Source organism: Micromonospora sp. NPDC003241 (assembly GCF_053589795.1).
Genome location: NZ_JBSFSO010000021.1, coordinates 28,459 through 42,080, shown reverse-complemented (window position 1 = coordinate 42,080; position 13,622 = coordinate 28,459). Strand labels below are relative to the sequence as shown.

The following is a 13,622-nucleotide window of genomic DNA, read 5'->3' as shown; positions in this document are numbered from 1 at the left end:
ACCGGGGAGTAGACATGAGTGACGCGGTTATCGTCGGCGCGGTGCGTACCCCGGTCGGGCGGCGCAAGGGCAGCCTGGCCACGGTCCACCCGGTGGACCTGTCGGCGCACGTGCTGCGTGCCCTCGCCGAACGCACCGGCATCGACCCGACGCTCGTCGACGACGTGGTCTGGGGCTGCGTCTCCCAGGTCGGCGAGCAGTCGTGGAACGTCGCCCGCAACGCCGTCCTCGCGGCCGGCTGGCCCGAGTCGGTGCCCGGCACCACGGTGGACCGGCAGTGCGGCTCCAGCCAGCAGGCCCTGCACTTCGCCGCCGCCACCGTGCTCTCCGGACAGGCCGATCTGGTGGTGGCCGGCGGCGTCGAGTCGATGACCCGGGTGCCGATGGGCTCCAGCGCGGCGGGCGGGCTGCCGTTCAGCGGGCAGATCCTGGCCCGCTACCAGGGCGTCGAGGGGGTCGCCGAGGATTCGGCGCTGCCGTTCAACCAGGGTGTCGGTGCGGAGCTGATCGCCCGACGCTGGCGGCTGTCCCGGACCCAGCTCGACGAGTTCGCGCTGACCAGCCACGAGAAGGCCGCCGCCGCCCAGGACGCCGGGGCGTTCGAGGCCGAGCTGGCCCCGGTGCCGCTGGCCGACGGCGGGAAGTTCACCGCGGACGAGGGCATCCGCCGGGACACCTCGCTGGAGAAGCTCGGCGAACTGGCCACCCCGTTCCACCCGGAGGGCGTGGTCACCGCCGGTACCGCCTCCCAGATCTCCGACGGCGCGGCGGCGCTCGCCGTCACCACCAGTGAGTGGGCCAGTCGGCACGGCCTGCGTCCGCTGGCCCGGGTACACACCGCCGTGGTCGCCGCCGACGACCCGGTCACCATGCTCACCGCGCCGATCCCGGCCACCGCGAAGGCGCTGCGCCGCGCCGGGCTGGGCATCGAGGAGATCGGGGTGTACGAGGTGAACGAGGCGTTCGCTCCGGTGCCGCTGGCCTGGTTGGCGGAGACCGAGGCGGACCCGGAGCGGCTCAACCCCCGGGGCGGCGCCATCGCGCTCGGGCACCCGCTCGGCGGATCCGGTGCCCGGATCATGACGACAATGCTCGCCCACATGCGCGACAACGGGGTGCGGTACGGCCTGCAGACCATGTGCGAGGGCGGCGGGATGGCCAACGCCACCATCGTCGAGCTGCTCTGATCCGTACGGCGTAAAACCCGTCGCGGGTCGAGCCGGGGGCGGGCTAGCGTGCCCCCGTGACCGCCGCGACCGCACCGCACACCGACTGGGACGACCGGACGTGGCGGGCCGCCGCGTGGGAATGGGTGGCCGAGACGCTCGCCCGCACCGGGCAGCGGATCACCGGCCCGGTCGAGCCACGCGTCCGACCGTGGGCGCTGATCTGGCGGGTGCCCACCGACGCCGGTGACGTGTGGTTCAAGGCGAACGCGGCGGGGACCGGCTTCGAGACGGCACTGACGGCCGCCTTGGCCCGGCTGGCGCCCGGACGGGTGCTCGATCCGATCGCGGTGGACACCCGGCGGCGCTGGGCGCTGTTGCCGCACGGCGGCGCGACGCTGCGCGAGGCGCTGGCCGGCGAGCCGGACCCGGCTCGGTGGGAACGGATCCTGCCCGAGTACGCCGACCTGCAACGGGCCACCGCCGTGCACGTCGACGAACTGCTCGGTCTCGGCGTACCCGATCATCGCCCGGAGGCGATGCCGGGGCACCTCGCCGAGTTGCTCGACGACGACGCGGCGCTGCTGCTGGACACTCCGGACGGACTGACCACCGAGGCGCGCGACCGGTTGCGGTCCCTGCTGCCCGACTACGCGCAGCGGTGCCGACTGCTGGCCGAGGGGCCGATCGGGCCCACCGTCCAGCACGACGACCTGCACGACGGGAACGTCTTCGTCACCGGCGACGGCCACCGGTTCTTCGACTGGGGTGACGCGTCGGTGGCGCACCCGTTCGGCACGCTGCTGGTGACGCTGCGGTCGGTTGCGTACGTCAGCGGTCTCGACGCGGGGGACCCGGCGCTGGCTCGGCTGCGCGACGCGTACCTGGAGTCGTGGACGGACCGGTGCGACCGGCGGACCCTGCTCCGGCTGGCCGAGGTCGCGGCCGGGGTGACCATGGTCAGCCGGGCGTTGTCGTGGCGTCGGGCGTTGGACACCACCGACCCGGGTCGCGCCGAGTTCGCCGCCAGCGTGCCCGGGTGGCTGGACGAACTGCTGGTCACCGAGTTCGCCTGAGCGCGTCGAGGCCCGCCTGGGCGCGTCGATGGGCCGGTCGAACAGGTCCCGATCGGCCGTGCAAGACGTAACGTGGAATTTGCAAAAAGCATGTCCGTGAGCCACGTCACCCAGCGAACATCGTCGTTGGGCAGGTCATGGACGTCTTCTCCCGAACGTTCCTCCCGGCCGCCTCCGAGGCCGGCCTGGCGGTGCAGACCGCTACGCGCCACATGCCGGTGTTCCGTCGCTGTGTGGGCTCCGGCGACGCCACCATCCTGGTCACCCGGTGCGGCCGACCCGATCGGCCGATGTCCGGGGATTACCTTCTCCTACTCACCCATCGACGGCTGGTGGTGACCCGGCAGACGCCGGTGCTGCACCGCCTGCGACTGCACCTCAACGCCGAACTACGCGAGCTGAGCCACGTCACGTGGAGCCCCGACCCCCGGTTGCACTCGGTGGAGTTGGCCGCCACCGCGATCGACGGAATCCGTGAGCGGTTCCTGATCCGCACCCAGTTCCCGAAGCAGGTGTGGCAGCTCGACGCGCTGCTCAACCACGCCTTCCGCACCCGGGTACGCAGCGCGCTGCCCCGGATCGTGGCGACCGTCGCCGAGGCGCCCACCGCCACCCGGCCGCCCACGCTGCATCCCGCCGTGGCGCGCTGACGCAGGACATCCCGACCACCGCGTCGGGTTCAGCGATCGGTCGGCAGGGCGTAGCCCACGTAGTCCCGGAACTCGAACCGCCAGCCGGGCGGCACGAGATCCGCGCAGAGCCGGCGGCTGCCGGTGCAGACGATCGCATCCATCTCCGCAGGATCGGCCGCCGGACGGTGGTCCAGCACCGACTGGAGCGCCAGCAGCTCCGGTGACCCGCCGTCGGTGTCCCGCAGCAGCAGCCACCAGGGGTACTCCCAGTCGTCGTTGCGCTGGGACAGACCGATCCGACGGGCGTCGGCGGCGCGCACCGCGTCGGCCGCCCAGCGGTACTCCTCCGCCCACTGCGGACGCCGTAGGAAGCGGCTCTCCCAGTCGGAGGTGGTGAAGACCGAGCCCGCGCCGACCAGTCGGCGCGGGAAGCCGTACGACACCGCGAGCACGCCGGCCAGCGCACAGGTGGCCAGTACCGTCACCGCGAGCGTCGCGGCGATCGGTCGTCGGCCATCCCGCCCGTCACCGGTACCCTGCCCGTCACCGGCGTTGTGCCCGTTACCGGCGTTCTGCCCGGCACCGGCGTTCTGGCGCGCACGGCGCAGCACGGCGTCGAGCCAGAGCCCGGCCAGCGGCACCGAGGCGGCCAGGGCGTAGAGGATCAGCCGGTTGCCCCAGGGCTGCCATTTGATCATCGTGGTGTGCAGCGCCACCGCGACCACCACCACCAGTGCGTACGCGCGCAGCGCACCGGCCGTCTCCGGGCTGACCCGCGCCGGACGGCGCAGCGCCGCCACGGCACCGATCAGCACCAGCGCACCGGCCAGCGGGAAGGCCACCCGGTCCTCGTCCGGGTACCACGACGGCACCGGGAAGACCTCCCGCCCGAACGTGATCGCCCGGTCCTGCGGGTCCACCCCGAGCAGCCCGGCCACACCGATGATCGCCGCGGCGGAGGCGTCCCGCAGCGGGGCCAGCGGGGTGTCCAGCGCGGTGTGTCCGATGCGGAGCGCGTTCACCACCACCGACAGCGGGTCGTGCCGCTCCATCGGCACCGACTCGCGCAGCCGCTCCGGCCCGAGCGGGTGGCCGAACTCGGCGTACACCCGGCCCAGGAAGGGGCCGACCACGGTGACGGCGACGAGCAGGATCAGCGCAGAGGCACCGACCGTCCGGGCGGTCGGGCCGACCGGCAGCCGACGGTCCGCGCCCGTTCGCTCCAGGTACGCCAGGCGGAGCTGGCCCAGTCCCCAGAGCACCAGCAGCGGACCGACCGCGAGCAGGCCGCTGGTCTTGGTCACGGCGGTCAGTCCGGTGGCCGCCCCGAGCGCCAGCAACTCACCGAAGCCGGCGCGGTGACGCAGCCCGTCCAGCGCGAGCGTGGCCGCGCACACCACCCAGGCGGCGCAGACCAGGTCGGTCTGGGTGCTGGTCGCCTGGAGCGTCACCATCGGCGTGGTGGCCAGCACGAACACGGTGAGCAACTGGGCCCGCCGTGCGCCGCCGAGTTGCGCGGTCACCCGGGCGACCGCGATCAGGCAGAGCACCCCGGCGGCCCACTGCACCAGGTGGTGAAGCGCGTCGCCGCCGGTGAACAGGCGCAGGTGCAACAGCAAGTACTCAGCACCCGGCGGGATGGTGACCTGCCGGTGGATCGCGGTCGCCCAGAGCGACAGGTCGCCCTGCGCCACCCAACGCTCCACCTTGGGCAGGTGGTAGGTCTGCGAGTCGAAGTTGTTCGGCGCGGCGAGCAGGGCGATCAGCAACTCGACCAGGAGCAGCCCGGCGACCGTACCGGCCAGCACCCGCTCGCCGCGACTCGCCGTACGCCAGAAGTCGGTGACCGACGCGCGCCAGCCCGCCGCCGCCGGTGGGCCGTCCGGGCCGGACGTCGTCGCCGGGTCGACCGCGGTGACCGTACCGACCGCGGCGCGAGTGTCCGACGCTCCGGCGAGGACACTCGCCGACGACGGCGCGGCGGGCCGACCACCGACCGACCCGGTCGCACCGCCGGAGGTACGGCGATCCGCCTCCCGGGTCCGGCCGGTCGTGGCGGCCGCCCGCCGCCGCGCGGCGGCGACCCCGACACCCGCGAGAAAGAGCAGCCACGCCACGCCGAACGCGGGCGCGGTCAACCTGCCCAGAGCACCCAGCACCTCGACGGTCAGCACCGCGAAGGCACCGACGGCGAGACTCGCTCGGATCACCGCCAGCCGCCGTGGCGCGGTGTGGCGCGCGGACCGTGGCCGCAACGCCACCGTCGCCAGCACGACGGCGACGACGGGGGCGAACACGAACGGGAAGCCGGCGGCCGACATGGCCGGAAGTAAACACCATCGGCCGGGGTGCCCGACGCTCAATCTGCTGAGGCGGTCGCTACCACAGGATCGATCTGCCGGGGCTACGCTATGGCCGACACACTGCCGCCCTCGTGGAGATTCCCGTGAAGCTGTCGATCCTCATGCCGGTCTACAACGAGGAAGAGCGCATCGCGGATGCGCTCAAGCAGGCGCTGGCGGTCGAGTACCCGTGCGAGATCGAACTCGTGGTGGTCGATGACGGTAGCCGCGACGGCACCGGGGAGGTCCTGGGTCGGGCCGACGACGCGCGGCTGCGGGTGATCACGCACCAGCGCAACGCCGGCAAGGGCGCGGCCATCCGGACGGCGGTCGCCAGCGCCGAAGGCGAATACATGGTCATCCTCGACGCGGACCTGGAGTACGACCCACAGGACATCCCCAAGCTGCTCGCCCCGGTGCTCGACGGCCGGGCGACCGTGGTCTACGGCAATCGGACCTTCGGCAGCCACAGCGCCTACAGCTTCTGGTACGTGATGGGCAACAAGGGCGTCACGATGGCGGCCAACGTGATGTTCAACTCCTACATCGGTGACCTGGAGACCTGCTTCAAGCTGATGCCGGTGGAGCTCTACCGCTCGCTCGACGTGCGGTCCCGGGGCTTCGGCATGGAGGCCGAGGTGACCGGCAAGCTGCTGCGCCGCCGGATCCGGCCGTACGAGGTGCCGATCAGTTACCGGGCCCGGGGCCGCGAGGAGGGCAAGAAGATCACCTGGCGGGACGGCGTCGAGGCGATCTGGATCCTCGGCCGCGAACGGACCCGCCGCCGCCCCGGGAGCGGTCCCGCCGCCTGACGCGGCAGCCGGGGCGAGGACGGGCGGCTTGCCCGCCGGGCGCGGGCGACGGCGGTCCTCAGACCAGAGCCGGGGACAGGAACCCGGTCAGCGCGCGGTGCAGGCCCGCCGCGTCCAGCCCGTGCCAGCGGGTGTGGTCGTCGGCCGAGCCGTAGCGGCGCAGGTCGTCGCGTCCCACGCCGAGTGCGAGGAGCCGGTGCGGCCGGTCCGCAAGCGCCGCCGTGACCACCCGGGTCGAGGTGCCCGCCAGGTAGGGCTCGACCAGGATCACCTCGGTGCCGGCGAGCGCCCGCAGGCCGGCGGTGTCGAACGGGCGCGGCCGGTGGGTGTACGCCACGGTGACGGGCAGATCCGCTGCGGCTGCCACCGCCGCGTCCAGCACCGGGCCGACCGCGACCAGCAGCGGCGCGCCGGGCCCGGCGTCGCGGACCACCACCAGCTCCCCGTCGCCGGCGTACGGCCGCGCGTTGCGCAACGTCGACAACCGCAGGTACGCCGAGGTGTCCCCGGCGACCGTGGCGCGCAGTAGACCGGGCACCTCGGCCGGGTGCCCCGGCACGTGCACCGTCCAGTCGGACAGGGTGTCGAAGAGCGCGACGTCGGCCGGGCTCAGATGGGTGCGTCCGGCAGCCGCCCGGTCGTACGACGCGCCCACGCTGACCAGCACCGCATGCGCCGCCTGGTGGTCGAGGTCGAGCTTGATCTGCTCGTACGCCCGCTCCACCAGGAACGGTGCGTAGCTGTGCACGATCGGCCGTAACCCGGTCAGCGCCAGCCCACCGGCCACCCCGAGCATCAACTGCTCCCGGATGCCGACGTTGAGCACCCGGTCGGGGTGCCGCCGGGCGGCCGGGGCGAACGCGTCGGCGGAGATGTCGGCGAGCACCAGGGCGGTACGCGGATCCTCGGCCAGCAGGTGCGTGGTGGTCTCGATGAAACTGTCCCGCATGGCTACTCCCCGCTCTCGACGACCGCGACGACGACGTGCGGCCGGTGTCCGTGGTGCCCGGTCAGGGCGGTGTGCAGCGCGTCGTGGTCCCGTCCGTCGACCGTGGCGGCGGTCCACCCATTCACCGTGAACCGGGTGGCCACGCCACCGGGCCAGCCATGGGTGGCGGAGGAGTTGTCGACCACGATCGCGGTCAGGTTCGGCAGGCCGGTCGCCCCCGCGTACGCGATCGCCTCGTGGTTGGAGCCCTCGTCCAGCTCGGCGTCACCGAGCAGGGCGTACACCCGGGTGTCGAGCAGCCCCTGGGCGCGGAGCCCGAGCGCGGTCCCGACGGCCAGCCCGAGACCGTGCCCGAGCGAGCCGGAGCCGATCTCGACCCCGGGGAGCAGCGTCCGGTCCGGGTGGTCGCCGAGTCGACTCTCCGGCCCGCCCTGGTCGTCCAGCCAGTCGAGTGGCACGAAACCCTTGGCGGCGAGCACCGCGTAGTAGCCGGCGACCGCGTGGCCCTTGGAGAGCAGGAAACGATCACGAGCCGGGTCGTCGACGGTGTCCGGGGTGATCCGGAGGATCCGGTCGTAGAGCACCCAGAGCACGTCGACGGTCGAGTGGACGTTGGCGCCGAACACGCGGCCGGCGCGGATCCGTTCCAGCAGCGGTGCGACCGGTGATCGGCCGTCGAGCGGCGCGGCGGCCTCGGCGACGCGGGCGGTGGTGGCGAGAGTAGTCATGCGGATACTCTGCAAGTTGAAGTCAGGTTCAATTCAAGGCGGTGTGATGCAGGAAGCCCTCACCATCGGTCAGCTCGCCGCGCGCAGCGGCGTGGCGCAGTCGGCGCTGCGCTACTACGAGCGGATGGGGTTGATCCGGGCCGACCGCACCGGTGGCAACCAGCGTCGCTACCACCGAGGCGAGCTACGCCGGGTGGCGTTCGTCCGGATCTCGCAGCAGGTCGGCATCTCGCTGGACGACATCCGGGCCGCCCTCGACTCGCTGCCCGCCTCCCGTACGCCGACCGCCGAGGACTGGACCCGGCTCTCCGCCATCTGGCGGGACCGGCTGGACGAGAAGATCAAGCTGCTGAGCAAGCTCCGCGACGACCTCGACGGCTGCGTCGGCTGCGGCTGCCTGTCACTCCAGCGCTGCGCGCTCAACAACATGGACGACCGGCTCGCCGCCGAGGGCCCCGGCCCCCGACTGACGCTGCCGGGGCGCGACTCGATCTAGGGCCTGTTTCATGAGAACTGGTCGGCCTGCGGGGGGCCCGAACGACGACCGGCGGCGTTGCCCTGTGGTCCGGATACGACACCGGTATCCGGACCACACCGCGCCTTGCCGGATCGCCGCCCGGACTCCGCCTCGGGTCGACCGCCCTCATGAAGCTGGCCCTAGCCGACGGTGAGCAGCACCTTGCCGAGGTGCTCGTTCGACTCGACCAGACGGTGCGCCTGCGCCACCTCGGTGATCGGCAGCCGTCGGTCCACGACCGGACGGACCCGGTCCGCCTCGACCAGCGGCCAGACCTCGTCGCGTACCCCCTGCACGATGGCGGCCTTCTGGTCCAGCGGGCGGGCGCGCAGCGCGGTCGCCGCCACCGTGCCCCGCTTGGCCAGCAGCGCGCCCAGGTCCAGCTCGGCCTTGCGGCCACCCTGCATCCCGATCACCACCAGCCGCCCGTCCGGAGCCAGCGCCGCCACGTTCCGGCCGAGGTAGGACGCGCCCATGATGTCGAGCACGACGTCCGCGCCCCGACCATCGGTGACCCGCCGGACCTCCTCGACGAAATCCTGCTCCCGGTAGTCGACCAGGTGCACCGCGCCCAGCTCACGCAACCGGGGATGCTTCGCCGGCCGCGCGGTCGCCACCACCGTGGCCCCGAGCGCGGTGCCGAGCTGGACCGCGAACGTGCCGATGCCGCTGCCGCCGCCGTGCACCAGCAGCGTGTCGCCCGCCGACAGCCGGGCCACCTGCACCACGTTCGACCAGACCGTGCACGCCACCTCGGGCAGCGCGGCGGCGTCGACCAGGTCGACCCCCGCCGGCACCGGCAGCAGTTGCCCCGCCGGCACGGCCACCCGCTCCGCGTACCCGCCGCCGGCCAGCAACGCACAGACCTCGTCACCGACCCGCCACCCGGTGACGTCCGCACCGGTGGCGCTCACCACACCCGAACATTCCAGTCCCGGGTACGCGGGCGCACCCGGCGGCGGCGGATAGTGCCCCTGCCGTTGCAACAGATCCGCCCGGTTCACCGCTGTGGCCCGCACGTCGACGATCACCTCGCCCGACCCCGGCTCCGGATCGGGCACCTCGTCCCAGCTCAGCACCTCTGGCCCACCGGGCTCGGCAATCACGATCGCGCGCATGGCCCAGTCTTACCCGATCGTCGCGCCGTTCTACGCCCCGGCCACGCCCTGAGCCGGCGAAATCCGTGCAGGTGGAACACAGTGGAGTCGCTCGACCGACCGCTGCGGCGGTCACCCGGCCGGGGTGGCTCACTCCTTCGCCGATCTGCCGGACGTGGCAGACTATGCACGGCCGCGCGGCGCGCGGCCCCGGGAGGGTTCGCCTAGTGGCCGATGGCGCTGGTCTTGAAAACCGGTAAGGCAGCGATGTCTTCGTGGGTTCGAATCCCACACCCTCCGCTCGCCAGCCACCCGCACCCGCACCCGCCCACGCGCCGCACCACCTGCCGCGTCATGGGCATCCCATCTCCGCCGCGATCATGGACATGGTCGCGGTCGGCCGCCGTGATCATGGACTTGTGGCACACGAAAAGCGCCTGAATGCCCTGCTTTGCCCCTGCCACAACTCCATGATCGGCGGGGCGGGGTGCGGTGGGGCGAGGTGCGGTGGGGCGAGGTGCGGGGTGGCGGTGTGGGGGCGGCGAGAGCGTCGTGAGCTGTCGGCGCCTCAGCGCTTCGGTGGGCGTACCTGCTGGTTTTCGCGGATCTTCTCGGTGGCGAGTCGGTCCAGGGCCCGGCGGCGTTCGTCGGGTCGGGGCTGATCGTCGCGCTCACGTACGGAGTCGACGGCTGCGGTGACGAAGTCGCGCCAGATGCCGGCCACGGATCTCCCTCGCTCGATGGGTGCCAGGCTGACAACCCGAGTGAGCGGCCTTCGGTTACGGCGGACACCTCGCGTTTTCCCGGTTGGCACCGCGCGACAGGGTATGAAGGGGGACGCAGAACACCACTTCCACCGGAAGGACCTGTGTCGATGACCCTGGAACGACCCATCGCCCCGGACCCGTACGAGCTGCTGCCGACCGTCGCCTCGTTCACGCTGACCAGCGACGACGTGCACAACGGTGAGCCGATGGACGCGGCGCACGCCCATGACAGCACCGGTGGGGGCAACGTGTCGCCGCACCTGGCCTGGTCGGGTTTCCCGGCGGAGACCAAGGGCTTCGTGGTGACCTGTTTCGACCCGGACGCGCCGACCGGCAGCGGGTTCTGGCACTGGGTGCTGGTCAACCTCCCGGCGGATGTGACCGAGTTGCCGCGTGGCGTCGCTGAGGGCGACCTGCGGGGGGCGTTCAGCGTCCGGAACGACTACGGCGTGCAGGGGTTCGGCGGTGCGGCGCCACCGGCCGGTGACCGGCCGCACCGGTACGTCTTCGCGGTGCACGCCCTCGACGTGGAGAGCCTGGACCTCACGCCGGACGCCTCACCTGCCTACGTCGGCTTCAACCTGGCCTTCCACACCCTCGCCCGGGCCACCATCCGCCCCACCTACCAGATCACCGCCTGACCCCACCCCACCGGTGAGCCGCGTTGATCAAGAGGTTTTGGCCATCGATCCCGACCGGGCGTGGCACAAACTTCTTGATCAACGCGGTGAACCCGCCCGGGCGGGAGGGCCAGGGGGAGGGGGGCAGGGGGAGGGAGGGGGCAGGGTTAGGTGGGGGTGCGGGCTACGGCGAAGACGGACTGGCCGAAGGGTGGGCGGGCGATCTGCTCGGCGGCCTTGGTGGCGGGGAGGACGAGGGTGTCGTAGACCTTCACCATCGGGCCCTCCTTCGGCATCAGCCGGAAGACCTTGGTGGCCATGAAGTAGCCGATCAGGCCGAGCGCGTTCGCGTAGTGGATCTTCTCCACCCGCAGGCCGGCCTCGGTCATCGCGGCGGAGAGCGTCTTCTTGGTGTAGCGGCGGACGTGGCCGGTGGCGACGTCGGCCGGGCTCATCGCGAACTGGAACGCCGGGACGATGATGACGACCGCGCCGCCCGGGCGGACCAACTGGCCCATGGTGCGCAGCGCCGACACGTGGTCCTCGATGTGCTCCAGCACGTTGTACGAGACCGCCGCGCTGTAGTCGCCCCGCTCCGTGTTGGGCAGCAGCATCTGGCGTACCTCGATGGACGGCTGGTCGGCCAGGCGCTCCTTGAGTGCGACCAGCCGGTCCGGGTCGGCCTCGGTGGCGGTGAAGCGGGGGAAGTGCTCCGCCCACTCCAGCGCGTAGTCGCCGAGCCCGCTGCCGATCTCGATCGGGTTGTCACCCAGGTAGGGCACGGCCAGCTCGACGAACCAACGTCGGTGGTTGACCGCGGTGGCGAGGCCCTCCAGAACCTCGGACTGCACGCGCTGATCCCCAGTGATTTCTGTCATGCGTCGATTCCTCACGATATGACTCGACCCCGCGCCAGGACCGACTGAGTGAACCATCCGCCTGGAGGGCGGGAATATCGGGGCCCGCGGTGGCCGAATTACGGTCGGGTAGCTGCACGATCGGTGGTGGTCAGCGAACTCGGAAGATGTTACGCCAGTGGCCTGAAGGCCGCACGATGGCCCGATACGCCGACTACGCTCCGAATTACCATGACTACTCCTGAATCGGGCCGCTCCGCCGACGAGTCCGAGGCGCCAGGGGTGCCGGACGGGCCGCCGGACGTTGGTCATCGGCCCAGCTCAGGGCGGTGGAAGGACGTCGTCGCCGTGATGAGCTTCACGGCGCTCGGCTTCTGGGTCACCGCCCGGATGTGGCTCAACCCGGCCGACGGGATCCGCGACAATCAGACCGATATGGCCCAATTTCAGTGGATGATGGCCCACGGTGCTCGGGTGGTGACGGAATTCGCGTACCCGTTCTCCTCGGATCGGATGAACGTGCCGGAATCCGTCAATTTGATGGCAAATACCTCGGTCTTATCCGTTTCATTGCCGATGACGCCGGTGACACTGCTGTTCGGCACCCGTGCGTCGTTCCTGCTCTTTCTCACGCTCGGGATGATCGCCACGGCCACTGCCTGGTACTTCGTGCTCTCCCGGGTCCTGGTCGGCTCGCGCGGCCCGGCCTGGCTGGGCGCCGCCTTCTGCGCGTACGCCCCGGCGATGGTTTCGCACGCCAACGCGCACCCGAACATCGTGTCCCAGTTCGTGGTGCCGCTGATCGTCTGGCGTACCGTGCGGCTCGCCGAGCCCGGCCGCTGGCTGCGCAACGGCGTCCTGCTCGCCCTGGTGATCGTCTGGCAGGCGTTCCTGAACCTGGAGATCCTGCTGATGACCGCGATCGGTCTCGGCGTGGTCGTCGTGGTGCTGGCCGTCGCCCGGCCCGACCTGCGTCGGCGGGCCCGCCCCTTCCTCGCCGGACTCGGCGTCGCCGCCGCGATCGCGCTCGCGCTGCTGGCGTACCCGCTCTACGTCCAGTTCTTCGGGCCCGGCGCGTACAACGGCCTGTCCTGGCTGATCCGGGGCTACTCCACCGACCTGGCCTCGTTCTTCACCTACGCCCGCGAGTCGGTGGGTGGAGAGGCGCTCAGCGCGGCCCGACTGGTCAAGAACCCCACCGAGGAGAACGCCTTCTTCGGTTGGCCGCTGGTGATCCTGGTGGCGGCCGTGGTGTGGTGGCTGCGCCGCAACCCGGTGGTGATCGCGCTGGCCGGGCTGGGACTGATCTTCGCGGTGCTCTCGCTCGGGCGGGAGATCCGCTTCGACGGCCGGGGCACCGGGATACCCGGCCCCTGGGCCGCGCTGGAGGACCTGCCGGTGCTGCACTCTGTGGTGCCGACCCGCTGGTCGCTGGCGATCACGCCGATCGTCGGGCTGCTGCTCGCCTACGGTGCCGAACGGGTCCGGCAGGTCGCCGCCCGGCACCCGGACCGGCGTACCCAGATCCGGTTCGGCACGGCGACCGTGCTGGCGATGGCTCTGGTGCCGGTGTTGCCCACCCCGCTGCCGACCAAGCGTCTCGAACCGACCCCGGAGTTCGTCACCTCCGGAGCCTGGCGTCCCTATCTGGCCGGCGGGCGCAGCCTGGTGACCCTGCCGCTGCCCGACACCGAGTACGCCGAGCCGCTGCGCTGGTCGGCGCAGACCCGGTTGCAGATGCCGATCGCCCGTGGCTACTTCCTCGGCCCCGACACCCGGCCCGGCCGCGACCAGGTCGCGCTGTTCACCGCGCCGCCGCGCCCCACCAGCACCTTCTTCGGTGCGATCCGGCGGACCGGGGAGGTGCCGCAGATCACCGCGCGGGACCGGCAGGAGGCGATCGAGGACCTGCGGTACTGGCGGGCCGGCGCGGTGGTCCTCGGCCCGCACGAGCAGGCCGAGGCGCTGCGTACCGGGATGACCGAGCTGACCGGCGTCGAGCCCACGTACACCGGCGGGGTGTGGCTCTGGGACGTCCGGCCGCTGGTCGGGGAGTGAC

Annotated in this window: 13 protein-coding genes and 1 tRNA gene; 8 read left to right on the top strand and 6 right to left on the bottom strand. The window is 72.0% G+C overall.

The annotated features are described in order from the left end of the window. The first annotated feature begins 14 nt into the window (after nucleotides 1-14). The 3 genes from ACWDVW_RS18170 to ACWDVW_RS18160 all read left to right on the top strand — a co-directional run bounded on the left by ACWDVW_RS18170 (nucleotide 15) and on the right by ACWDVW_RS18160 (nucleotide 2,892). Nucleotides 15-1,187: a thiolase family protein gene (locus tag ACWDVW_RS18170; RefSeq protein ID WP_449950092.1), complete on the top strand. Its 1,173-nt coding sequence runs from the start codon at nucleotides 15-17 to the stop codon at nucleotides 1,185-1,187. Nucleotides 1,188-1,243: 56 nt separating this feature from the next. Further along, nucleotides 1,244-2,242 (top strand): phosphotransferase, encoded by a 999-nt coding sequence (locus ACWDVW_RS18165; protein ID WP_449950089.1) that lies wholly within the window; start codon nucleotides 1,244-1,246, stop codon nucleotides 2,240-2,242. A 137-nt stretch (nucleotides 2,243-2,379) separates the two neighbouring features. Then, on the top strand, nucleotides 2,380-2,892 hold the full coding sequence (locus ACWDVW_RS18160; protein ID WP_449950087.1) for a hypothetical protein: 513 nt from the start codon (nucleotides 2,380-2,382) through the stop codon (nucleotides 2,890-2,892). 29 nt (nucleotides 2,893-2,921) lie between these two features. Here ACWDVW_RS18160 and ACWDVW_RS18155 read toward each other — a convergent pair whose 3' ends face one another. Beyond that, on the bottom strand, nucleotides 2,922-5,195 hold the full coding sequence (locus ACWDVW_RS18155) for a hypothetical protein (RefSeq protein WP_449950084.1): 2,274 nt from the start codon (nucleotides 5,193-5,195) through the stop codon (nucleotides 2,922-2,924). Nucleotides 5,196-5,320: 125 nt separating this feature from the next. On the opposite strand from ACWDVW_RS18155, the gene ACWDVW_RS18150 reads away from it, so the two are divergent. Beyond that, entirely contained in the window at nucleotides 5,321-6,028 is a 708-nt protein-coding gene (locus tag ACWDVW_RS18150; protein WP_449950083.1) for a glycosyltransferase family 2 protein, read from the top strand. Between the two features lie 58 nt (nucleotides 6,029-6,086). Here ACWDVW_RS18150 and ACWDVW_RS18145 read toward each other — a convergent pair whose 3' ends face one another. Continuing rightward, nucleotides 6,087-6,977, bottom strand: coding sequence for a transketolase family protein (locus tag ACWDVW_RS18145; RefSeq protein WP_449950080.1), 891 nt, complete (start codon nucleotides 6,975-6,977; stop codon nucleotides 6,087-6,089). A 2-nt stretch (nucleotides 6,978-6,979) separates the two neighbouring features. Continuing rightward, complete coding sequence (locus ACWDVW_RS18140) at nucleotides 6,980-7,705, bottom strand: transketolase (protein ID WP_449950078.1); 726 nt, start codon at nucleotides 7,703-7,705, stop codon at nucleotides 6,980-6,982. Between the two features lie 46 nt (nucleotides 7,706-7,751). Here ACWDVW_RS18140 and soxR point away from each other — a divergent pair, with 46 nt between their 5' ends. Beyond that, on the top strand, nucleotides 7,752-8,201 hold the full coding sequence (gene soxR, locus ACWDVW_RS18135) for a redox-sensitive transcriptional activator SoxR (RefSeq protein ID WP_449950076.1): 450 nt from the start codon (nucleotides 7,752-7,754) through the stop codon (nucleotides 8,199-8,201). 161 nt (nucleotides 8,202-8,362) lie between these two features. Here the strand turns inward: soxR and ACWDVW_RS18130 are convergent, their stop codons facing one another. Continuing rightward, nucleotides 8,363-9,340 (bottom strand): NAD(P)H-quinone oxidoreductase, encoded by a 978-nt coding sequence (locus tag ACWDVW_RS18130; RefSeq protein WP_449950073.1) that lies wholly within the window; start codon nucleotides 9,338-9,340, stop codon nucleotides 8,363-8,365. A gap of 192 nt (nucleotides 9,341-9,532) precedes the next feature. Here ACWDVW_RS18130 and ACWDVW_RS18125 point away from each other — a divergent pair. Continuing rightward, nucleotides 9,533-9,619: transfer RNA gene (locus ACWDVW_RS18125), tRNA-Ser, on the top strand. A 268-nt stretch (nucleotides 9,620-9,887) separates the two neighbouring features. On the opposite strand, the gene ACWDVW_RS18120 is transcribed toward ACWDVW_RS18125, so the two are convergent. After that, nucleotides 9,888-10,043, bottom strand: coding sequence for a hypothetical protein (locus ACWDVW_RS18120; protein WP_350698081.1), 156 nt, complete (start codon nucleotides 10,041-10,043; stop codon nucleotides 9,888-9,890). Nucleotides 10,044-10,193: 150 nt separating this feature from the next. Here ACWDVW_RS18120 and ACWDVW_RS18115 point away from each other — a divergent pair, with 150 nt between their 5' ends. After that, a complete protein-coding gene (locus ACWDVW_RS18115; RefSeq protein ID WP_396743470.1) occupies nucleotides 10,194-10,727 on the top strand; it encodes a YbhB/YbcL family Raf kinase inhibitor-like protein in 534 nt (177 codons plus the stop codon). Between the two features lie 146 nt (nucleotides 10,728-10,873). On the opposite strand, the gene ACWDVW_RS18110 is transcribed toward ACWDVW_RS18115, so the two are convergent. After that, complete coding sequence (locus ACWDVW_RS18110; protein WP_449950068.1) at nucleotides 10,874-11,584, bottom strand: class I SAM-dependent methyltransferase; 711 nt, start codon at nucleotides 11,582-11,584, stop codon at nucleotides 10,874-10,876. 210 nt (nucleotides 11,585-11,794) lie between these two features. Here ACWDVW_RS18110 and ACWDVW_RS18105 point away from each other — a divergent pair, with 210 nt between their 5' ends. Then, the gene (locus tag ACWDVW_RS18105) at nucleotides 11,795-13,621 is read left to right on the top strand and encodes a hypothetical protein (protein ID WP_449950066.1); all 1,827 of its coding nucleotides are present in this window, start codon (nucleotides 11,795-11,797) and stop codon (nucleotides 13,619-13,621) included. Nucleotide 13,622 lies beyond the last annotated feature (1 nt).

Excerpts from the sequence above, each read along its gene's own strand:
- soxR (WP_449950076.1), top strand. The coding sequence starts at position 7,752 with ATGCAGGAAGCCCTCACCATCGGTCAGCTCGCCGCGCGCAGCGGCGTG.
- ACWDVW_RS18160 (WP_449950087.1), top strand. The coding sequence starts at position 2,380 with ATGGACGTCTTCTCCCGAACGTTCCTCCCGGCCGCCTCCGAGGCCGGC.
- ACWDVW_RS18155 (WP_449950084.1), bottom strand. The coding sequence starts at position 5,195 with ATGTCGGCCGCCGGCTTCCCGTTCGTGTTCGCCCCCGTCGTCGCCGTC.
- ACWDVW_RS18130 (WP_449950073.1), bottom strand. The coding sequence starts at position 9,340 with ATGCGCGCGATCGTGATTGCCGAGCCCGGTGGGCCAGAGGTGCTGAGC.
- ACWDVW_RS18140 (WP_449950078.1), bottom strand. The coding sequence starts at position 7,705 with ATGACTACTCTCGCCACCACCGCCCGCGTCGCCGAGGCCGCCGCGCCG.
- ACWDVW_RS18105 (WP_449950066.1), top strand. The coding sequence starts at position 11,795 with ATGACTACTCCTGAATCGGGCCGCTCCGCCGACGAGTCCGAGGCGCCA.
- ACWDVW_RS18110 (WP_449950068.1), bottom strand. The coding sequence starts at position 11,584 with ATGACAGAAATCACTGGGGATCAGCGCGTGCAGTCCGAGGTTCTGGAG.
- ACWDVW_RS18115 (WP_396743470.1), top strand. The coding sequence starts at position 10,194 with ATGACCCTGGAACGACCCATCGCCCCGGACCCGTACGAGCTGCTGCCG.
- ACWDVW_RS18170 (WP_449950092.1), top strand. The coding sequence starts at position 15 with ATGAGTGACGCGGTTATCGTCGGCGCGGTGCGTACCCCGGTCGGGCGG.
- ACWDVW_RS18145 (WP_449950080.1), bottom strand. The coding sequence starts at position 6,977 with ATGCGGGACAGTTTCATCGAGACCACCACGCACCTGCTGGCCGAGGAT.